Source organism: Arthrobacter sp. FX8, from assembly GCF_026723805.1.
Taxonomy (GTDB): domain Bacteria; phylum Actinomycetota; class Actinomycetes; order Actinomycetales; family Micrococcaceae; genus Arthrobacter.
Genome location: NZ_CP113505.1, coordinates 1,317,311 through 1,338,115, shown reverse-complemented (window position 1 = coordinate 1,338,115; position 20,805 = coordinate 1,317,311). Strand labels below are relative to the sequence as shown.

Below are 20,805 nucleotides of genomic sequence, written 5' to 3'. Positions count from 1 at the left end.
CCGCCCGTGGCGTGCCGGGTTGAAGCGGTGGTCATCCCCTCGCCGACTTCTCCCGGGCCAAGGGCTTCTACGCGGGGCTGGGCTGGAGAATCGATGCAGACCTCGACGACGGCAATGGGTACCGCCTGATGCAACTGACCCCCGGGTCAGACGCCCTGTCCTCTTCGGCACCCAGGTCACCTCCGCCCAACCCGGCAGTCTCGACGGACTGCTCCTGGTGGTCGATGACACCGACGCCCGCCCGCACTGCCCTGATGGAGTACGGCGATGGACCGGGCGAGGTCTTCCAAGTCGCCAAACGGTAGCCTCGGCGGTGGTTTCCACATCAGCCTCGGCGGTGGTTTCCACATCAGCCTCGGCGGTGGTTTCCACATCGCAGACGAAGGACGGGCCCCAGGACAGATCCCGGCGGCCGATCGCATGCCTCCTACGCATCATTCCATGATTCGGAAGGCAACCGCTGGATCCTGCAGGAGATCACCACAAGAATCCCGGACGCATCAGCGCCACCGGTACCACGGACACAGCGGATCCCGCCGAACTACTCAAGGAGACCGCGGAGTGGAACATCTCCCTCCGGAGCCGCACTGGCGGATCACGAGCCGACCCCATGGAGGCGGCTTTCCTCTTTAGCGTGCAGGAACCTACCTTGTCCTCGCCGAACACGGCATCACCCGCCAGGACGACTCTTCATCGGCAAACCAACGCAAGCAACAGCGAATTCGTCTACCAGGCATCCACCGCAATCCCTTGACGGCTCAATATGGCGCAGGTTACAGTTTTACAGCAATCCAGTTATACGAATAACTGATACGAATAACGACCGGCCCAAGGAGGTGCCCATGGCACGACCCCGCTCACACTCAGGCCCAACCATGCACGACGTGGCGGCGGAAGCGGGTGTCTCGCAGGCAACTGTCTCCCTGGTCCTGAATTCGGCTTCCGGCTCACGCTTTTCGGACGACACACGAAAACGGGTGCAGGATGCCGTCCAGAAGCTCGGCTACCGCACTAACGCCCATGCCAAAACCTTGCGTGACGGCGTGTCTGGAATCATCGGATTCCTCGGGGATGCCGTGGCCACCGCTCCGTTCGCCGGAAAGATCATCGAAGGCGCACAGGAACGGGCATGGGAAGACGGCCTGCTCCTGCTTACCATGAACACCGGCGGAAACAAGGCCCTCGAGGCAGCGTCGCTGGACTCCATGCTCAGCTACAAGGTGGCTGGGGTGGTGTATGCGGGCATGTACCACCGCCGCCTGGACGTGCCTGAGGCGCTGATGGACGTCCCTTCCGTGGTGCTGAACTCCCAGGACCGAAGGGGCCGCCTGCACAGCGTGGCTCCCGACGAGGAATTGGGGGGCCTCACGGCTACCCGGCATCTGCTGGACGCCGGCCACACCCGGGTGGCGATGATCAACATCGAAACCCTGGAAAGCGAACTCCCCGCCGCCGTCGGACGCTTTCGAGGCTACACCCAGGCCATGAACGAAGCGGGGCATGGCGTTCAGCCGGAGCTGGTGCGCTTCGGCAGGGGCAACGAAGAGGATGGCTTCACCCACGCCATCGAGCTGCTTACGGCTGCGGAGCCGCCCACCGCCATCTTCTGCGCCAACGACCGTACCGCCTGGGGCGCCTACCAGGCCGCCCAGGAACTGCACCTTTCGATTCCGCGTGACCTATCCATCATCGGCTTCGACAACCAGGAAACCCTCGCCCCGCACCTGCGGCCCGGCCTCACCACCCTTGAGCTGCCGTTCGTGGAGATGGGACGCCGCGCCGTGGACCTCATCCTGCAAGGCGCCGAACCCGACGGCCAGGTGGAATTCATCACCTGCCCCCTGATCGAAAGAAACTCAGTGACTCATCCCAAGGAGAAGCCATGAGCCGCATCCTGGCTCGATCCACACCGGCAGCGCCGCCGGCTCCACCGGCTGGACCAACGCGCCGCACTCCCCTGCCACTGCGGCTGAAGAAAATCGCCCGGTCTTGGCAGTTATACGTATTACTAACCCCGGCCCTCATCTATATCGCGGTCTTCAAGTACTGGCCGATGTACGGAGTGCAGATCGCCTTCCGCAACTACAACCCGGTTGACGGCTTCACAGGAAGTCCGTGGGTGGGGCTCCAGCACTTCATCAGGTTCGTCAACTCATACCAGTTCGGCCAGGTTGTGGGGAATACCCTCTGGATCGCGGTCCTCGGCCTGGTGGTGGCCTTCCCCATCCCGATTGTCCTGGCCCTGCTGGTCAACCAGCTGCAGAGCGAACGGTTCAAGAAGTTCACGCAGACCGTGCTGTACTCGCCGGCGTTCATCTCCACGGTGGTGGTGGTGGGAATGATGTTCGTGCTGCTGTCTCCACGGTCGGGCCTGGTCAACAACGCCATCCAGCTGGCCGGCGGCGAGCCCATCTTCTTCATGGGTTCGGCCGAGTGGTTCCGGCCGATCTATGTGATCTCGGATGTCTGGCAGAACGCCGGATTCTCCATGATCGTCTACCTTGCTGCGCTCTCCGGCATCGACCCTGCGCTGCATGACGCAGCCAAGGTTGACGGCGCCTCCAAACTGCAGCGTATCCGGCACATCGACCTCCCGGGCATCATGCCCGTGGTCACGGTCCTGTTCATCCTGGCCATCGGCAATTTGCTCAACGTCGGTTTTGAGAAGGCCCTGCTGATGCAGACCAACCTGAACCTCCCGGCGTCGGAAATCATCCAGACCTACGTCTACCACGCAGGCCTGCAGCAGGCGCAGTTCAGCTACTCGGCCGCCATCGGCCTGTTCAATTCCGTCCTCAACCTCGTGCTGCTGCTGACCTTCAACTGGGTAGCACGCCGGGCCAACCAAGCAACCCTCTGGTGATGCCGCTATGACCCTCCATACCGAACCCCTGTCCACTCCGGCCCCTGCCAAACGAACCAGGCCTGGAACGAATGGGCCAGCCTCCGGGCGGCCCGTCCCTTTCCGCGAAAAGTGGGCGGACAAAGCCTTCAACATCACGGCCATCACCATCCTGACCCTGTCCATCATCGCGGTGGTCTATCCGCTGTACTTCATCGTCATCGCCTCCGTCAGCGACCCGAATGCCGTCTATGAAGGCAAAGTGTGGCTGGTCCCCTCCGGCGTGACGCTGGAAGGCTACCAGCGCATACTCGCCGACAGCCGGATCTGGAACGGCCTCGGCAACACCCTGGTGTACACCGTGCTGGGGACTGCCATCAGCGTGAGCACCATCCTGTGCGGCGCCTACGCCCTGTCCCGGAAAGACATGCCGGGCCGGAAGATCCTGATGCTGCTCTTTGTGGTCACCATGTTCTTCGACGGCGGCCTCATCACCAAATACCTGGTGGTCCGCGACCTGGGCATGCTGGACACGGTCTGGGCCGTTGTCCTGCCGGGCGCAGTGGGCGTATGGAACCTCATCATCGCCCGCTCGTTCTTCGAACACACCATCCCCGGTGAACTGCGCGAAGCCGCCCAAATGGACGGCGCCAACGACTTCACCTTCTTTTTCAGGATGGTCCTGCCACTGTCCAAGCCGCTCATCATGCTGATGATCATGGTCCACGTGGTGGCCCACTGGAACTCGTTCTTCGACGCCCTGATCTTCCTCAACGATGACACCAAGTACCCCCTGCAACTGGTCCTGCGGAACATCCTGATCCAGTCGGACGTCTCCTCCACCGGCACCACCGGCGCGGACATCCAGTCCTACGCTGCCGCCCAGCGGATCGCCGAACTGACCAAATACGCCATGATCGTGGTCTCCAGCCTCCCGCTGATGATCGCCCTGCCGTTCATGCAGAAGCACTTCACCAAGGGCACCATGATCGGTGCCGTCAAAAGCTGACACCCCGCAAAACCAATTCTCGACGCCGTTGCCCCGCACCGCCGTCGTACTCCTCCCTCCACCCAAGCAAAGGAAAACCCATGGCAACCAGCCGTAAACTCGCCGTCGCCGGCGCCCTGATGGCAGGAACGATGCTGTTCACCGCCTGCTCAGGCAACTCCAAGGGCACTGCGGAGATCAAGGATTCCTCCGCGGACTTCGGCTTCCAACAGTCAGGACTGCCGATCGTCAAGGACACCCTGACACTCAAGTTCTCCGGAACTAAAACAGCACTTGCCCCCGACTACAACACCATGTCCCTGGTGCAGCAATGGGAAAAGGACACCAACGTCCACATCGAATGGCAGAACCTTCCCGAAACCGTGTTCAAGGAAAAGAAGAACCTCATCCTTGCCAGCGGCGACCTTCCTGACGCCTTCTTCAACAGCGGCCTGACCGACGCCGAAATCGCCACCTACTCGGCCAGCGGCACCTCATCCCGCTGGAAGGACTGATCGAGACGAATGCCCCCAACCTCTCAAAGCTGCTCGCGGACAGGCCCGACATCAAGGCAGCCATCACCTCCTCCGACGGGCACATCTACTCCCTCCCCTCCATCGAGGAGCTCGGCCTGGTCCAGTTCCCCAACGAAATGGCCATCAACACCGCCTGGCTGGACAAGCTGGGCATCCCGATGCCCAAAACCGTCAACGAACTCCACGACGCCCTGCTGGCCTTCAAGAACCGCGACGCATCCGGCACCGGCAAGACGATCCCACTGAGCTTCATGCCTGGCTCATGGTGCGGGGACATCGTGGACCTGATCGCCGCACTCGGCGGCGTTCCGGACAACATGGACCACAGGATCGTCCAGGACGGCAAGGTTAGCTACACCGCCACCCAGGACGGTTACAAGAAGGCCCTCCAGACCCTGCACCAGTGGTACCAGGAAGGACTGATCGATCCGGAGTCCTTCTCCCAGGACGACAAGGCCTACCTGGCCAAGGGCAAAGCCGGAACGGAAAACCTCGGGTCATTCGTCTGGTGGGAGATCAAGGAAATGGTCGGTGCCGATCGCGCCTCCGACTACAAGCTGCTGCCGGTCCTGGAAGGAGTGGACGGCAAGCGGCGGGCCAGCCAGTCCAACAACCAGGAGATCGCGCGCGGCGCCTTCGCCGTGACGCGGGCGGACAAGTATCCCGCCGCGACCATCCGCTGGGCGGACCACCTCTACGAACCCATCCAGTCCGCCCAGGCCAACTGGGGACCCATCGGCGAAACCCTGCAAAAGGACCCCGCCACCGGGCTGCTCACCCAGATCCCGGCACCGGCGGGCACCAGCGAAGGCGAACGCCGGCAAAAGGTCGCCCCGGGCGGTCCCAAAGCCAACACCGCTGAAAACTTCAAGAACGTCGTAGCGCCCGAACCCCGCGCCGCCGAGCGTCAGAAGACGGTCCAGGAGAACTACAAGCCCTTCGCCGCCAACGACGGGTACCCGCCGGTCCCGCTGTCCAATGAGGAAATCCAGCAGATCAGCACCATCGAGTCCGACGCCGCCACCATCGTCAAGCAGTCAACGGCCAAATGGATCGTGTCCGGCGGCATTGAGAACGAATGGGACGGCTACGTCTCACAGCTTAAGAACATCGGAGTGGACAAGATGGTCGAGGTCTACCAGCAGGCCTACGACCGGTACAAGAGCAACTCCTAAGCCCCCGGCTTTCCCTCCCGGTGCCGGGCGCGGACTCCGCGCCCGGCACCCCAGCCTGCGCCGCCCCGGCCGGCGGCATCACGAAAGAGACCCATGAACACTGTCACGTCCACCCTTGAGACCTTCCGCCCGGCCATGCACTATACGGCCAGGGACACCTGGCTCAACGACCCAAACGGCCTGGTCTTCCACGAAGGCACCTACCACCTCTACTACCAGAACAACCCGTTCGGGAACGTCCACAGCAACATGTCCTGGGGACACGCAACATCCACAGACCTGGTGAACTGGGAAGAGCAGTCGGTGGCCATCCCATGCGATGACACTGAAGAGATCTTCTCCGGGAGCATCGTGGTGGACCACGGGAACACCTCCGGTTTCGGCAACGACGGCACGGCCCCGCTGGTAGCCATCTACACCAGCGCCTACAAGCCGGCCTCAGCCCACCCCGGCATCCAGGCACAGTCCCTCGCCTGGAGTACAGACGGCGGCTACTCATGGACCAAATACGCCGGCAACCCCGTACTCACGCGTGACTCCCCCGAGTTCCGTGACCCCAAGGTCTTCCGCTATGAAGGCCCCGCAGGCAGCTACTGGGTGATGGCCGCCGTCGAAGCCCACGACTACGCTGTCCTCCTCTACCGTTCCGACAACCTGAAGACCTGGGAGTACCTCAGCACCTTCGGGCCCGCGAACGGCACAGGAGGCATCTGGGAATGCCCGGATCTCTTCGAACTTCCCCTGGACGGCGACGCCGGGAACACCCGATGGGTCCTGACCGTGAACATGAACCCCGGCGGCCCCAACTGCGGGTCCGCAGGGCAGTACTTTGTGGGAGAGTTCGACGGCGTCACGTTCAGCTCCGAGACAACCCTCACCGAGGGGATGCAGGACCCTGAGCGCGTACCCGACTACCAGTGGCTGGACTGGGGCCGGGACTACTACGCAGCAGTCTCCTTCAGCAACGTCCCGGACGGCCGGCGGCTGATGATCGGCTGGATGAACAACTGGCAGTACGCCAACCACATCCCCACCTCGCCCTGGCGCAGCCCCATGAGCCTCGTCCGCGACGTCACCCTCACCTTCGTCAACGGACAGCCGCGGCTGGTCCAGCAACCCGCCGCCGAATACACCGCCAATTCGGTTCCCGTTCCCGCTCAGCAGCTGCAACTGGACGGGACGGTTGCGGTCGACGGCGGCACGGCCGTCCAGCAGATACAGGTCACCTTCACTCCGGGAACAGCGGAAGAATACGGCGTTGCGGTCAGGGGCGGCGAGGATGGTGGCGCTACCAGGATTGGCATCCGTCCGGTATCCGGCGAACTCCTTGTGGACCGCACCAACTCCGGCGACACTGGATTCCACGACGCCTTCCCCTCCGTCAGCACCGCACCAATCCAGCCGGGTCCCAATGGGACCTACTCCCTGCAGATCTTCATCGACCACTGCTCCGTTGAGATCTTTGCGCAGGACGGGCTCGTGACGCTGACCGAACTGATCTTCCCTGACCCCTCCGCGACCTCGCTGGCGCTCTACTCGACCGGCGGAACAGCCGCCGCTTCCCTGCAGCTGACGCCGCTCGCCTGAAACATGAACACCTGCACCAAACAACCGCACGGCCCTGACGTCCTTGTGGTCGGCGAGGCCCTGATAGACGTCGTCAACTCACCGGAAGGAGTCTCCGAACACCCGGGCGGCTCACCGGCAAACGTGGCCTACGGGCTGGGTCGCCTGGGGATCCAAACCAGCTTCCACACGTCGATTGGCCAAGATCCCCGGGGGCGCGCGATCGCCGCCCACCTGAACAGCGCCGGCGTCGAACTCTTGCCCGGTGCACACCGCGACAGCCCGACGGCCACCGCAACCGCCACTTTGTCCACCGATGGGTCCGCGTCCTACCACTTCGACATCAGCTGGGACCCTTCAAGGATCGCTCGGCACTTCCTGCCGCAAATCCTGCACGCGGGATCCCTCGCTTCCTTCCTGGCGCCCGGAGCATCGGTGGTGAGGGAACTCATTGCACAGGCTCACCGGCGGTGTCTTATCACCTACGACCCAAACATCAGGCCGGCTCTGCTGGGCTCCGTATGGGAGGCACGGTCGACGTTCGAGGATCTGGCGGCGTTTGCACAGGTCATCAAACTCAGCAATGAGGACGCCGCCTGGCTTTACCCAGAATTGACGGCAGAGGAGGCTGGCAAGCGAATCCTCCGCCTCGGGCCCGGGATGGTGGTCACCACACTGGGTGCAGACGGATCACTCCTGATGACTCCTCACGGCAGTGTGCACGTACCGGCATTCCCCTCACCGGTCGTCGACACCATCGGAGCAGGGGACTCATACATGGCCGCCCTCATTTACGGGCTCCTCGCGCGCGGAACACACGGACTGACGCCCCAGGCCCAGGAAAGACTCGGCCGAACTGCTGCCGCCGCAGCTGCAATCACGGTCAGCCGAAAAGGCGCAGCTCCGCCTACCGCCGGCGAACTGTCGGCATGGCTGCAGCAGGCCAGCATCCCCAGCTAATCTGCGCGCGGCGTGTGGGCCGGGAAATCGTCCCCGCCAGCATCATCCTCGCCCTCAGCCCCGTCATTGAACGAAACCCTCCATGTAGTGGGCGACGGCGGACGAGTTAAAAACCTTTGACACCAACCAACTAACGCGGGTAACTTAGATCACGCAACAAGGTAACGCGAGTTACTACCGATAAGCGCAAACCACTAGCAGCCAACGTCCAGTTCAACGAAGACTTCTGGAGCATCCAATGGCGGACACCGCCTCCCAAAGCCGGGCACGGAACTACTCAGGCATTGCTTCGCCAGGCGCTCACCCCACGCGATGAACCTGAGAGCACCCCGACTCCTGCAATTGCAGCCAGTTGATTTCGCAGTGGTCCCTTTACGCCAACACACGCCCGCTCCACAGGTCCGAGGACCTCAGCCGGCCATGAAAAGAGAAGAATGAACAGCGTTACCACCACCGTTGAGACCTACAGGCCGGCAATGCACTTCGCCGCCAAAGACACGTGGCTCAACGATCCGAACGGGCTTGTCTTCCACGAGGGCACCTACCACCTGTACTACCAGAACAACCCCTTCGGAAACGTCCACGCCAACATGTCCTGGGGCCATGCGACTTCTACTGACCTGGTCAGCTGGACGGAGCAACCGGTAGCGATTCCCTGCGATGACGTCGAGGAAATCTACTCCGGCAGCATTGTGGTGGACGCCGAAAACACCAGCGGATTCGGCGCGGACGGTAAGGCTCCCCTAGTGGCCATCTACACCAGCGCGTACAAGCCGGGCTCCCTCCACGAGGGCACGCAGGCGCAGTCCCTCGCGTGGAGCACGGACGGCGGATACTCCTGGACGAAGTACGCCGGCAACCCGGTCCTGACCCGAAACTCGCCGGAATTCCGGGACCCCAAAGTCTTCCGCTACGACGGCCCTTCGGGCAGCTATTGGGTCATGGTGGCGGTGGAAGCCCATGATTTCACCGTCCTGCTCTACCGCTCACAGGACCTCAAGATCTGGGAATATCTCAGCACCTTCGGCCCGGCCAACGCCACCGGCGGGATCTGGGAATGCCCGGACCTCTTTGAGCTGCCCCTGGACGGTGACTCCTCAGCCATGAAATGGGTCCTGACGGTGAACATGAACCCCGGCGGCCCCAACTGCGGGTCCGCAGGGCAGTACTTTGTGGGAGAGTTCGACGGCGTCACGTTCAGCTCCGAGACAACCCTCACCGAGGGGATGCAGGACCCTGAGCGCGTACCCGACTACCAGTGGCTGGACTGGGGCCGGGACTACTACGCCGCGGTCTCGTTCAGCAACGTCCCGGATGGCCGGCGGCTGATGATCGGCTGGATGAACAACTGGCAGTATGCCAACCACATCCCCACCTCGCCCTGGCGCAGCCCCATGAGCCTGGTCCGGGACGTGTCCCTCGTTTCCGTGAACGGGCAACCCCGGCTCCTGCAGCACCCCGTACCGGAAGTGAGGGCAACTTCGACACCCGGTCCCGAGCAGCGGCTGGCACTGAACGGCCCCGCAACTGTTGAGGGCGGCACAGCAGTACAGCTTATTGACATCACCTTTTCCCCTGGGGACGCCGAGGAATTCGGCGTCGTGGTCAGAGGGCCAGCGGACGGCACGGTCGGGACACGGATCGGGATCCACCGCGGCAGCGGCGACCTGATCGTGGACCGCACCCACTCCGGCGACACCGACTTCCACGAAGCCTTCCCCTCTACCAGCCGCGCCCCCATTGCCGCAGCCAAGGACGGCAACTACACCCTGCAGATCTTTGTCGACCACTGCTCCGTGGAGGTCTTCGCGAACGATGGGCTCGTCTCGGTGACCGAACTGATCTTCCCGGATCCAGCCCAAACTTCCCTCACTCTCTACTCCACCGGCGGCACAGCCGACGCAGTGCTCCAACTCACCAACTTCGAAAAGGCTGATGCCTAATGGAATACCGCAAACTGGGAACCTCCGGCCTGTACATCAGTGAAATCGCCTACGGAAACTGGGTCACCCACGGCGAGCAGATCGACCAGGCCGCGGCGACGGAATGCGTCAAACAGGCACTGGAGTTGGGCATCACCACCTTCGACACTGCCGATGCCTATGCCGGAACCCGGGCGGAGGAAGCTTTGGGTTTGGCGCTAAAGGGAACACGCCGTGAGAGCGTGGAGATCTTTACCAAGGCCTACTTCCCCACCGGGGACGGCCGGAACGACCGCGGCCTGTCCCGCAAACACGTCATGGAGTCCATAAACTCCTCGCTGCGCCGGCTCCAGACTGACTACGTCGACCTGTACCAGGCGCACAGGTATGACTACGAGACTCCGCTGGAAGAGACCATGCAGGCTTTTGCCGATATTGTCCGGGCGGGGAAAGCACACTATATAGGTGTGTCAGAGTGGACGACGGACGAGATACGAGCCGGTGTTGCCCTTGCCAAGGACCTTGGGGTCCAGCTCATCTCCAACCAGCCGCAGTATTCCATGCTGTGGCGCGTCATCGAGCAGGAGATCGTTCCCCTGAGCGAAGAACTGGGCATTGGCCAGATCTGCTGGTCCCCGCTCGCCCAGGGAGTCCTCACCGGCAAGTACACCCCCGGCGCGGCGCCCCCACACGGCTCCCGCTTCCGAGGCGACAACGGCGAACTGAAGAATGACCACCGCTTTCTCAACGAGGACATCCTCACCCGCGTCCAGGAACTGAAGCCCCTGGCCGAAGAGACCGGAGTGTCCATGGCAGCCTTCGCGGTCGCATGGGTACTGCAAAACCCCAACGTCTCGGCAGCCATCGTGGGAGCATCCCGGCCCGAGCAGCTCGTTGACAATGTCCGGGCCGCAGGAGTCAAACTCGACCAGGAAATGCTCCTGAGGATCGATGACATCCTCGGCCCCGTCATTGAAAGAGACCCCGGGAAGGTCGAGTCCTTCAAGCACCGCCCCTAACAGCAGCGGCTGAAGAAACGTCTTGACACCGTTTAGTAACGCGGGTAACTTAGATCACAGCCCGAAAGTAACGCGAGTTACTATACACAGATTCACCCAATTACTTCCGTATTAGCACGGGCAACCCCAGCTCAATGAAGACCTCTGGAGCATTCAATGGCGAAGACCACCTCACCCAACAAACCCGGCACTGCCCGGCAGCGTGGCGTCACCATGAATGACGTAGCCAAGCATGCCGGAGTATCCCGGACAGCTGTTTCATTCGTGCTGAACAACCGTGAAGACGCCAGCATCTCGGAGGAGACCCGGGTCCGCATCGCTGACGCGGTTCAGGCTTTGGGCTACCGTCCAAATGCCGGGGCCAGGGCGCTGGCATCCCAGCGCAGCGATTGGTACGGGATCGTCACCGAGATCGTCACCGCCCCCTTCGCCGTGGACATCATCAAGGGTGCCCAGGACCAGGCCTGGAGTGATGGCCGGTTCCTCCTGATCGCCCCGTCGGAACAGGGTGATGCGGCTGGCCCCAACCAGGGGAGGGAGGACGCCGCTGTGGAGAAGCTGCTGGAGCAGCGGGTGGAAGGCCTGCTGTACGCCGCAACACACCACCGCGGCGTCCACGTGCCCCGCAGCGCACACGAAGTACCCACGGTGCTCGTCAACTGCTTCGACCTGGACGGGAAGCTGCCCTCAATCGTCCCTGACGAACGCGCGGGCGGACGGGTCGCCGTCGAACGCCTCCTCAGGGCCGGCCACACCAAAATCGGTGTGATCAACCTGGACCCGCGCATCCCGGCAGCTGTTGGGCGTTTGCAGGGCGTCCGGGAGGCCTTGGCCGACGCCGGCCTGGAGCTTGATCCGGAGCTGGTGACGGCCGGATATGCGACGGCAGACGGCGGCTACGACGCTGCGTGTCAGATCCTTGACCGGTACCCGGCCAAGGAAAGGCCCACCGCACTGTTTTGCCTCAATGACCGTATGGCCATGGGGGCTTACGACGCCATCAAGGAACGTGGCCTGGCCATCCCCGGTGACATCGCCGTGATCGGCTTCGACAACCAGGAACTCATCGCGGCCTACCTCAGGCCCAAGCTGACTACTGTTGCGTTGCCGTTCGAAAAGATGGGCGCTCTGGGAGTCCAGACGCTCGCCGCCCTTACAGCCGGACAGCCGATCACTGCCAATCAGCAGTTGGTCGACTGTCCGCTGTTAGAACGCTCTTCGGTCTGACCGCGAAATCAACGTCGAAGAGCAAAACCCCAACCCACCCTTCACCTTGCTGATGAAGACAGGAAGAGATAACCCCATCATGACACAAACCAAGTTCCTCAAGTCCGCCCGCATTGCCGCGGCCGGACTGGCGGTAGGCGCGATGCTGCTGACCAGCTGCGCCGCCACCGGCAACAAGTCCGGCGGCACCGACGCCGCGGCCAACGCCAGCGCATTCCTCACCATTCCCCGTGAAGACATGGGAACGTTCGTGCAGAACTTCAACCCGTTCGCGCCGACCGTCAACCCCATGGTCCAGCAGTCCATTTACGAGTCCCTCCTGGTCTTCAACCCGGCCAAGGGGAATACGGTGCCGTGGCTGGCCACCGACTGGAAGGCCGCGGACGACGGAAAGTCCATCACCTTCACCCTGCGTGACGGGGTGAAGTGGTCCGACGGCCAGCCCTTCGTTGCCGACGACGTCGCGTACACCTTCGAGCTTCAGAAGAAGCTTAAGGGCGGCTACGAGTACCTCGACGGCGTCACGGCGCAAGGCAACAAGGTCACCTTCAACTTCAACAAGCCCTGGTCCCCCGCCCTGTCCGACGTCGGCCAGCTCAGCATTCTGCCCAAGCACATCTGGTCCGCACTGGCCGATCCGGAAAAGGATGCCAACGCCAAACCGGTCGGCACCGGACCGTACACCGAGGTGGACAACTTCCAGGCGCAGTCCTTCGTGCTGAAGAAGAACCCCAACTACTGGCAGCCGGATAAGCAGAAGATTGCCGGCATCAAAATGCTCGCGTTCGCGGGGAACGACGGCGCCAACCTCGCCGCCGCCAACGGCGACGTGGACTGGGCGCCCCAGTACATCCCGAATATCGAAAAGACCTTCGTCTCGAAGGACAAGGACCACCGGCACTACTGGTTCCCTCCGACCGGTGCCATGATCAACTGGCAGCTCAACATCACCAAGGCGCCCTTCAACGATGTTGATGTCCGCAAGGCGCTGAGCATGGCCGTGGACCGGGACCAGGTCACCAAGATCGGCATGAGCGGCTACGCGCAGCCGGCCGACTGCACCGGCCTCTCCGGCAACTACGAGACCTGGAAGAACACCCAGGTCAAGGACACCTGCACGTGGACCAAGCACGACGTCCAGCAGGCAAACGACCTGCTGGACAAGGCGGGCTACCCCAAGGGCGCCGACGGCAAGCGCACGCTCAAGGACGGCAAACCGTTCGAGTTCAAGATTTCCGTGGGTGCTACCTCGTCCGACTGGCTCTCCGTGGCCAACGTGATCTCCCAGAACCTGGCGGAGGTCGGCGTGACCGCGAAGGTGGACTCCCCGGACTGGGCTGCCGTCGTGGCAGGGTACGAAAAGGGTGACTTCGACTCCGGCATCGTCTGGAGCGCCAACGATCCCAGCCCTTACAAGTACTTCAACACCACCATGGGCACTGCATCGGTGAAGCCGGTGGGCACTAAGGCCTCCGACAACTACCACCGTTTCGGCGACCCCAAAGCCGATGCCCTGCTGAGCGACTTCGCCGCAGCCACGGACCAGTCCAAGCAAAAAGATATTGCCAACAAGCTGCAGGAAGAATACAACGACGTCGCACCACTGGTGCCGCTGTTCTCCGGCCCGGAATGGGGTGCGTACAACGACACCCGCTTCACCGGCTGGCCCACCCAGGACAACCCGTACGCCACCCTCTCTGTCCGCGCACCCTCCACGGTTCTGGTGCTGACCAGCCTGGAACCGCGCAAGTAGTCCCCCGCCCCTGAGGCCCATCTGGCCCTCAAGGCATCACACGCCCGACGGCCTGGCTCATGCCATCAGCCGGCCGTCGGGCGTACCCACAATCTTGACCACTCCCGAATTGGAGGGAAACCGTGCGCTTCATCCTGCGCCGACTGGGTTTCTACCTGATCGCCTTCTGGGCATCCATTACCCTGAATTTCCTGCTCCCCCGCTTCATGCCCGGGGACCCCGTATCACGCATGTTTGCCCGCTCCCAGGACAGAATGCAGCCCGAACAGCTCGAAGCCCTGCGCAAGCTGCTTGGCGTGGACGACCGGCCCATCTGGGAGCAGTACGCCGGCTACCTCCAGAACATCCTCACCGGACAGATGGGGGTATCGATTACACGCTTCCCCACCCCCGTCACCGAAGTCATCTCATCCCAAATCGGCTGGACCCTCCTGCTTGGCGGGACCGCGCTGGTGATTGCCGCCGTCGTGGGCAACCTGCTGGGCATCCTGGCAGCCTGGCGCCGCGGCAGCGCCCTCGACTCGGCTCTGCCCCCCGTGCTGGTCTTTATCGGATCGTTCCCCTACTTCTGGCTGGCAATGGGCGCCCTGTACCTGTTCGGCGTCGTGCTCGGCTGGTTCCCCATCCGCCACGCGTTCACCGACGGCCTGGAGCCGGCGTTCACTGCCGAGTTCATCGGTGACGTCGGCGCCCACCTCGTGCTACCGGCGCTGACCATCGTGCTGGTCTCCATCGGTGGCTGGATGTTGGGCATGCGGAACACCATGATTGCCACGAACTCCGAGGACTACATCACAATGGCCGAAGCCAAAGGCCTGCGCCCCGGACGGATCATGCTCCGCTACGCAGCCCGGAACGCGATGCTGCCCTCGGTGACCAGCTTCGGCATGGGCCTGGGCTTCGTCGTCGGCGGCGCCCTCCTGACCGAGGTCGTCTTCGCCTACCCCGGCGTCGGCTACCAGCTCCTCAACGCCGTCCAAGGCCTCGACTACCCGCTTATGCAGGGCCTGTTCCTGACCATCACCGCCGCCGTGCTGCTGGCGAACTTCCTGGTGGACATCCTCTACGTCCGCCTCGACCCCCGCGTGCGCAGCAACTGAGCAGTGCGTACCCAGTAACCAAGGGACCGACCATGACCAGCGTTATCCTCCAGCAGCCAACTGAAGCAAAAGCTGCCCGCAAAACCAACCGCGGTTTCATCCACGGACTCATCACCAACAAGAAGGCCATGACCGGCATGGCCATTATGCTCGTCTTCATCGTCCTGGCCCTGGCCGCGCCGGTACTGTTCCCGGACGACCCCTCCCGGATCACCGGGATGGCCTCACTGGAACCAGACAGCGAACACTGGCTCGGAACCACCGCCAAGGGCCAGGACGTGCTCGCCCTGACCATCCACGGCGCCCGAAGCTCCCTGCTCGTAGGGCTTACCGTCGGGTTCGCATCCACTTTCATCGGAATCCTCGTCGGCCTGGCATCAGCCTATTTCGGCAAATTCATCGACGAAGCACTGTCGCTGCTGACCAACGTCTTCCTCCTCCTTCCCGGCCTGCCGCTGCTTGTGATCCTGGCCGCCTTCCTGCCCCCAGGCCTGGGCACGGTCATCCTGGTCCTCACCGTCACGGGATGGGCCGGATCAGCGCGCGTACTCCGGGCACAGGCCCTGTCCATCCGATCCAAGGACTTCGTCGCTGCCGCGGTCGTCTCCGGAGAGCGCGCCGGCCGCATCATGTTCCGCGAAATCCTGCCGAACATGGCATCGATCGTGATGGGAACGCTGCTCGCCTGCGTCATCTACGGCATCGGGGCCCAGGCGGGCCTCGAATTCCTTGGACTGGGCGACGTCAGCACCGTCTCCTGGGGCAACAACCTCTTCTGGGCCGGAAACGAAGGCGCCCTGCTCACTGGAAGCTGGTGGGTCTTCATCCCCTCCGGCCTCTGCATCGCACTGGTCGCGTTCGCCCTGGCCCTCATCAACTACGCCGTTGACGAAGTAACCAACCCCCGCCTGCGGAAGATCCGCAAACCCGCCACCACCGAAAGGGGCGCCGCACAGTGACCGTCTCCCAAACCTCCTTCGGCTCCCATGAACCGGTCCTCGACGTCAAGAACCTCACCGTCAAGTACATCGGCGACTCCCGCTCGACCACGGCTGTGAACGACGTCTCCTTCAGCATCGGCGCCGGCGAGGTGTTCGGGCTGGCCGGCGAATCCGGTTGCGGAAAATCAACCATCGCCAACTCCATCATGCGGCTGCTCAAGGACCCGGCGAAGATCGCCGCCGGCAGCATCTCCTTCGGCGGCAAGGACGTGCTCGCCATGAACCAGGACGAGCTGCGCCGTTTCCGCTGGCAGGACGTCGCCATGGTGTTCCAGTCCGCCATGAACTCGCTGAACCCCGTGCTCACCGTCGGGGAACAGATGGCAGACATATTCACCACCCACGCCGGCTACTCGCGCAAAGAATCCCTTCGACGCGCCGCACAGCTGCTGGAACTGGTGAGAATGGACCCCGCTCGCCTCAAGTCGTACCCGCATCAACTCTCCGGCGGCATGCGGCAACGCGCCGTCATCGCCATGGCTGTGGCCCTGAAGCCGTCACTGCTGATCCTTGACGAGCCCACCACCGCACTGGACGTGGTGGTGCAACAGGAGATCATGGCCCAGATCAAGGATCTCCAGCGCGAACTGGGCTTCTCCGTCCTCTTCATCACGCACGACATGTCCTTGATGGTGGAACTCTCCCACCGGATGGCCGTCATGTACGGCGGCCGGATCGTAGAGACCGCCAAAGCGCACGACATCTACACCGCCCCAGGGCACCCTTACACCCAAGCCCTCATGGGCGCGTTCCCGCCGCTCACCGGCCCGCGGATCCCGCTTAAGGGCCTGCCCGAAGGCGTGAAGTTCCGGAACATCCCGGACCTCGCCGAAATTGCGCCCGGCCACTTCGTGGCACCGTTTGATGCCGACGCCGAAGCCGCCGTCCTTGAAGGAGCAGCACAATGAGCCACGCCGTCCACTCCCCGACACGGCCGGATGTTTCGACCCTGACGCCGGCCCTGGAGGTGCGCGGACTGGGTAAGTCCTTCCACATCGGCGGCCTGTTCTCCAGCCAGGCGGTCCGGGCGCTCCACCGCGTCGACCTGACCATCGGCCGTGGAGAAATCGTGGCACTGGTCGGCGAATCGGGCTCAGGCAAGAGCACCCTGGCCCGCTGTGTCGCCCGGCTCGAAAAACCCAGCGAAGGGGCCATCCTGGTCGACGGCGTCGACGTCCTCAAACGTGACCGTTTCCAGGCCTCACGGGAGTTCCGGTCCCAGCTGCAAATGGTCTTCCAGGACCCCTTTGGCTCACTGAACCCCGCCCACCGAATCGAGCACTTCCTCCGCCGGTCCCTCACCGTCCACGGCAAAGGCGGCACCCGCCAGCGCGGTTCCGAAGAGCAGACCAGGCGCCGTCTAGAAGAGCTCATGACCACCGTCGGGCTTCAAGCCGACATGCTCGACTCCTACCCCCATGAGCTCTCCGGCGGGCAACGTCAACGGGTCGCGATCGCGCGGGCCCTGGCCGTGGAGCCAAACGTCATCCTCGCCGACGAGCCGACTTCCATGCTGGACGTTTCGGTCCGCATCGGCGTGCTGAACCTGATGCGGAAACTGCGCGATGAGCAGGGCATTTCCATGCTCTACATCACCCACGACCTCGCCTCCGCCCGGTACCTGGCGGACCGGACGGCAGTCATGTTCGCCGGCGAAATCGTGGAAGAAGGTGAATCACTGGACCTGCTCGCCAACCCGGCCCACCCCTACACCCAATTGCTCGTCTCAGCCGTCCCCGACCCGGCGCGGGCGGGATCCTACGACCCCATCCACCGCGCCCATCTCCGGCAAGCCGTCATGGCTTCCGCCAGCTGCGCCTTTGAGAACGACCCGGAGCAGCGCTGCTCATCCGAGGAACCCGTCCGGCACCAGGTGGGCGACCCCCTCAACCGCCACTGGGTCCGCTGCCACCTCTACCGCCCGCGCGCCGGTGCCGGCGGCCATGCATTGGCGACAGAACCGGAGCCTGGAGACTGACGTTCCCGTTCCCACGTCCAAAACATCAACATTCACGCACTGGCAGCACCGACGCTGCCCGCCGAAGGGTAACTGATAAAAGATTCACCCGCCGTATCCCGGCGTGCCCTCCTGACCGGAAGCGGGGCCGTTGCCCTCACCGGATCGCTCGCACTCGCAACACCATTCGCCCAATCAGCGGCAGCGGCACCCCGAACGCCCGCGACAACGCACCGGCCAAGCCGCCCTACAAAGGACCAACCCGTATGCGCCCGACTTATCACTTCAGCGTCCCCGACAACTGGAAGAACGACCCCCAGCGGCCCATCTACATTGACGGCGAATACCACTACTACTACCTCTACAACGCCGATTACCTCCAGGGCGGCGGCGGCACATCGTGGCGCCGTGCCACCACCACCGACCACGTCTCCTTCCGCGACCGTGGCGTGGCCATCCCCAAGTTCAGCAACGACAACGGCGACTGCTGGTCAGGCTGTCTTGTCATCGACGAACGAAACACTGCCGGCTACGGTGAAAACGCCGTCATAGCCCTCGTGACCCAGGCACCCCAGGGCCGCCAGGCGCAATACCTCTGGTACTCAACAGACCGTGGGCGTTCGTTCAAACCTGGTGGGACGGCGCCGGTACTTCCAAACCCAGGCGTGCAGGACTTCCGCGACCCGAAAGTCATCTGGGACGCCGACCGCGGGCAGTGGTTCATGGTCAACGCCGAAGGGCAGAAGCTCGGCTTCTACACATCTGCCAACCTGCGTTCCTGGCGGCGGGTCGGCGAATTCGTCCGGACGGACCTGGGGTTGCTGGAGTGCCCGGACCTTTTCCGCATGACCGCCGACGACGGTACTTCGCACTGGATCCTGGGCACCAGCGCCAACGGCAAGGGCCGTGGACTGCCGGCAACATACGCCTACTGGACAGGAGCCTTCAACGGAATCACGTTTACTCCCGACCATGCCGAGCCGGAATGGCTGGACTACGGCTATGACTTCTACGGTGCAGTGACCTACCCCCATCACGACTCCTCCGGCGCGGAGGATGCCACCCTGCGCAGGGCGCTTGGCTGGGCGAACTTCTGGGACTACCCCCACAACACTCCCACCCTGGCGACCGACGCGTACAACGGTGATGACATGATCGTGCGCGACATCCGGCTCAAGAAGGCAGGCGGAAGCTACCACCTCGCCTCAACCCCCACCACCGGCCTGGCCAACCACATCAAACGCACCCACCACCTCGGGGACGTCAAGGTCACGGGAACCCAAGACCTCGATATCAGTTCACTGGCCTATGACCTGACCTGTGAGCTCGTATGGGACCCGGCGGCCCCTCCGTCCAACATCGGCCTTGAGCTCTGCCGTGCATCCGGTGGGGGCCGGCACGTCGCGGCCGGTGCATTCCTCCGCGGCCCGTTCGCCTACGTCAACAGGCGACCCACCATCAACCCCACTGGCGGGGAAAGCCAGACACCTATCGATCCCTCGGCAGGGCGCCTCACACTCCGCCTCCTGGTGGACCGGACCAGCGTCGAAATGTTCGTCGGAGACGGACGGGTGGTGCACTCACACCGCGTTTTTCCCCTGGAAGGTGACAACAACATCCGGCTCTACGCCAACGATGGAACGGCCACCTTCAGTGACCTGACGATCAACGAGATCAACGCGACGACCTAGCCGCTCCCCCATCAACACTGTCCGAGAGACAAACATGGATTACCTCAAAGCAGCCTGCCCAGACTCCCAAAAGCCTTTTGACGCCGTCGTTGTCGGTGAAGCGTTGATCGATGTGGTCACCACCCCGAACAGCCAGGTTGAGCATCCTGGCGGATCGCCTGCCAATGTCGCCTATGGCCTCGGTCTCCTGGGGGTCACCACGGGCTTGCTCACGGCCATTGCACCCGATGAGCGGGGAAGAACTATAGAGAACCACCTCCACCGGGCAGGGGCGACACTTCTGCCAGGATCAAAATCCCTCACCCGCACCGCAACAGCGACCGCAACCCTCGGACCGGACGGATCCGCCGCATACGACTTCGACATCCGCTGGCAGCTGCCAAGAGCAACGCCTGCCTGTTTCCCCCAAATCCTGCACACCGGTTCCATCGCCACCTTCCTCAACCCCGGCGCCGGTGCCGTCAAAACCCTGCTCGAACAAGCCCACAAGCATTGCACCATCACCTACGACCCGAACATCAGGCCATCCCTGCTTGGCAGCCACGCCGAAGCGAAGGCAACCTTCGAAGCAATCGGCGCACTGACCGACGTCGTTAAACTCAGCGACGAGGACGCCCAGTGGCTCTACCCCGCGAAAACACTGGAAGAAACCGCTGAGCACATCCTCCGCCTCGGCGCCGGGCTGGCGGTGATAACCAAAGGTGCTGCCGGCTCCCAATTCACCTCGCCGTCCGCGAGCATCACCATTCCCGCCGTCAAAGCGACGGTGGCGGACGCCATCGGCGCCGGCGACTCCTACATGGCCGCACTGATCCTGGGCCTGCTCACCCGCGGCACCGAGGGCTTTGCCCCCGCCGTCATGGAGCAGCTGGGACGCACCGCAGCCGCAGCAGCGGCCATCACCGTGCAGCGCGCCGGGGCTAACCCACCCACCCTTAACGAACTCACAGCTGCTGTCGAAGCACACGCCTCCACACCACGGGCTTTCGCATGCGACCAGGCATAAACAAAACGACCCTGCGGGCAACAAAAGTAAAGGACGCCGTTTACCCTGTTAGGAGGAGCCAA

The 20,805-nt window shown here is 63.2% G+C and carries 17 protein-coding genes; all 17 read left to right on the top strand.

From position 1 onward, the window contains the following. Window positions 1-842: 842 nt before the first annotated feature. The 17 genes from OUO20_RS06015 (at window position 843) to OUO20_RS05935 (ending at window position 20,743) form a co-directional block, all read left to right on the top strand. Window positions 843-1,886, top strand: coding sequence for a LacI family DNA-binding transcriptional regulator (locus tag OUO20_RS06015; protein WP_268003076.1), 1,044 nt, complete (start codon window positions 843-845; stop codon window positions 1,884-1,886). Continuing rightward, entirely contained in the window at window positions 1,883-2,863 is a 981-nt protein-coding gene (locus OUO20_RS06010) for an ABC transporter permease (protein ID WP_268003075.1), read from the top strand. Before OUO20_RS06015 ends, OUO20_RS06010 begins: the two co-directional genes overlap by 4 nt. Window positions 2,864-2,870: 7 nt before the next feature. After that, window positions 2,871-3,851, top strand: coding sequence for a carbohydrate ABC transporter permease (locus OUO20_RS06005; RefSeq protein WP_268003074.1), 981 nt, complete (start codon window positions 2,871-2,873; stop codon window positions 3,849-3,851). An 80-nt stretch (window positions 3,852-3,931) separates the two neighbouring features. Further along, on the top strand, window positions 3,932-4,345 hold the full coding sequence (locus OUO20_RS06000; protein ID WP_268003073.1) for a hypothetical protein: 414 nt from the start codon (window positions 3,932-3,934) through the stop codon (window positions 4,343-4,345). A 137-nt stretch (window positions 4,346-4,482) separates the two neighbouring features. Further along, entirely contained in the window at window positions 4,483-5,541 is a 1,059-nt protein-coding gene (locus OUO20_RS05995) for a hypothetical protein (protein ID WP_268003072.1), read from the top strand. A 93-nt stretch (window positions 5,542-5,634) separates the two neighbouring features. Continuing rightward, window positions 5,635-7,128: a glycoside hydrolase family 32 protein gene (locus tag OUO20_RS05990; protein WP_268003071.1), complete on the top strand. Its 1,494-nt coding sequence runs from the start codon at window positions 5,635-5,637 to the stop codon at window positions 7,126-7,128. Window positions 7,129-7,131: 3 nt separating this feature from the next. Further along, window positions 7,132-8,067 (top strand): carbohydrate kinase family protein, encoded by a 936-nt coding sequence (locus OUO20_RS05985; protein ID WP_268003070.1) that lies wholly within the window; start codon window positions 7,132-7,134, stop codon window positions 8,065-8,067. 434 nt (window positions 8,068-8,501) lie between these two features. Further along, entirely contained in the window at window positions 8,502-10,010 is a 1,509-nt protein-coding gene (locus OUO20_RS05980) for a glycoside hydrolase family 32 protein (protein WP_268003069.1), read from the top strand. Next, complete coding sequence (locus OUO20_RS05975) at window positions 10,010-11,008, top strand: aldo/keto reductase family protein (RefSeq protein ID WP_268003068.1); 999 nt, start codon at window positions 10,010-10,012, stop codon at window positions 11,006-11,008. Before OUO20_RS05980 ends, OUO20_RS05975 begins: the two co-directional genes overlap by 1 nt. Before the next feature lie 156 nt (window positions 11,009-11,164). Beyond that, window positions 11,165-12,235 carry a LacI family DNA-binding transcriptional regulator gene (locus OUO20_RS05970; RefSeq protein WP_268003067.1) on the top strand — a complete coding sequence of 357 codons (1,071 nt, stop codon included), beginning with the start codon at window positions 11,165-11,167 and terminating at the stop codon, window positions 12,233-12,235. 79 nt (window positions 12,236-12,314) lie between these two features. Next, a complete protein-coding gene (locus OUO20_RS05965) occupies window positions 12,315-13,988 on the top strand; it encodes an ABC transporter substrate-binding protein (protein WP_268003066.1) in 1,674 nt (557 codons plus the stop codon). Window positions 13,989-14,110: 122 nt separating this feature from the next. Beyond that, window positions 14,111-15,088, top strand: coding sequence for an ABC transporter permease (locus tag OUO20_RS05960; RefSeq protein WP_268003065.1), 978 nt, complete (start codon window positions 14,111-14,113; stop codon window positions 15,086-15,088). 32 nt (window positions 15,089-15,120) lie between these two features. Next, entirely contained in the window at window positions 15,121-16,047 is a 927-nt protein-coding gene (locus tag OUO20_RS05955; RefSeq protein ID WP_018763807.1) for an ABC transporter permease, read from the top strand. Beyond that, window positions 16,044-16,997 (top strand): ABC transporter ATP-binding protein, encoded by a 954-nt coding sequence (locus tag OUO20_RS05950; protein ID WP_056390055.1) that lies wholly within the window; start codon window positions 16,044-16,046, stop codon window positions 16,995-16,997. Before OUO20_RS05955 ends, OUO20_RS05950 begins: the two co-directional genes overlap by 4 nt. After that, on the top strand, window positions 16,994-18,067 hold the full coding sequence (locus tag OUO20_RS05945; protein WP_268003064.1) for an ABC transporter ATP-binding protein: 1,074 nt from the start codon (window positions 16,994-16,996) through the stop codon (window positions 18,065-18,067). Before OUO20_RS05950 ends, OUO20_RS05945 begins: the two co-directional genes overlap by 4 nt. Before the next feature lie 245 nt (window positions 18,068-18,312). Next, window positions 18,313-19,737, top strand: a complete 1,425-nt coding sequence (locus OUO20_RS05940) for a glycoside hydrolase family 32 protein (protein ID WP_056390774.1) — start codon at window positions 18,313-18,315, stop codon at window positions 19,735-19,737. A 34-nt stretch (window positions 19,738-19,771) separates the two neighbouring features. Then, window positions 19,772-20,743, top strand: a complete 972-nt coding sequence (locus tag OUO20_RS05935; protein WP_268003063.1) for a PfkB family carbohydrate kinase — start codon at window positions 19,772-19,774, stop codon at window positions 20,741-20,743. The last annotated feature ends 62 nt before the right edge of the window (window positions 20,744-20,805 follow it).

Excerpts from the sequence above, each read along its gene's own strand:
- OUO20_RS06000 (WP_268003073.1), top strand. The coding sequence starts at position 3,932 with ATGGCAACCAGCCGTAAACTCGCCGTCGCCGGCGCCCTGATGGCAGGA.
- OUO20_RS05985 (WP_268003070.1), top strand. The coding sequence starts at position 7,132 with ATGAACACCTGCACCAAACAACCGCACGGCCCTGACGTCCTTGTGGTC.
- OUO20_RS05980 (WP_268003069.1), top strand. The coding sequence starts at position 8,502 with ATGAACAGCGTTACCACCACCGTTGAGACCTACAGGCCGGCAATGCAC.
- OUO20_RS06015 (WP_268003076.1), top strand. The coding sequence starts at position 843 with ATGGCACGACCCCGCTCACACTCAGGCCCAACCATGCACGACGTGGCG.
- OUO20_RS05945 (WP_268003064.1), top strand. The coding sequence starts at position 16,994 with ATGAGCCACGCCGTCCACTCCCCGACACGGCCGGATGTTTCGACCCTG.
- OUO20_RS05965 (WP_268003066.1), top strand. The coding sequence starts at position 12,315 with ATGACACAAACCAAGTTCCTCAAGTCCGCCCGCATTGCCGCGGCCGGA.
- OUO20_RS06005 (WP_268003074.1), top strand. The coding sequence starts at position 2,871 with ATGACCCTCCATACCGAACCCCTGTCCACTCCGGCCCCTGCCAAACGA.
- OUO20_RS05975 (WP_268003068.1), top strand. The coding sequence starts at position 10,010 with ATGGAATACCGCAAACTGGGAACCTCCGGCCTGTACATCAGTGAAATC.
- OUO20_RS05955 (WP_018763807.1), top strand. The coding sequence starts at position 15,121 with ATGACCAGCGTTATCCTCCAGCAGCCAACTGAAGCAAAAGCTGCCCGC.
- OUO20_RS06010 (WP_268003075.1), top strand. The coding sequence starts at position 1,883 with ATGAGCCGCATCCTGGCTCGATCCACACCGGCAGCGCCGCCGGCTCCA.
- OUO20_RS05935 (WP_268003063.1), top strand. The coding sequence starts at position 19,772 with ATGGATTACCTCAAAGCAGCCTGCCCAGACTCCCAAAAGCCTTTTGAC.
- OUO20_RS05990 (WP_268003071.1), top strand. The coding sequence starts at position 5,635 with ATGAACACTGTCACGTCCACCCTTGAGACCTTCCGCCCGGCCATGCAC.
- OUO20_RS05995 (WP_268003072.1), top strand. The coding sequence starts at position 4,483 with ATGGCCATCAACACCGCCTGGCTGGACAAGCTGGGCATCCCGATGCCC.
- OUO20_RS05970 (WP_268003067.1), top strand. The coding sequence starts at position 11,165 with ATGGCGAAGACCACCTCACCCAACAAACCCGGCACTGCCCGGCAGCGT.
- OUO20_RS05940 (WP_056390774.1), top strand. The coding sequence starts at position 18,313 with ATGCGCCCGACTTATCACTTCAGCGTCCCCGACAACTGGAAGAACGAC.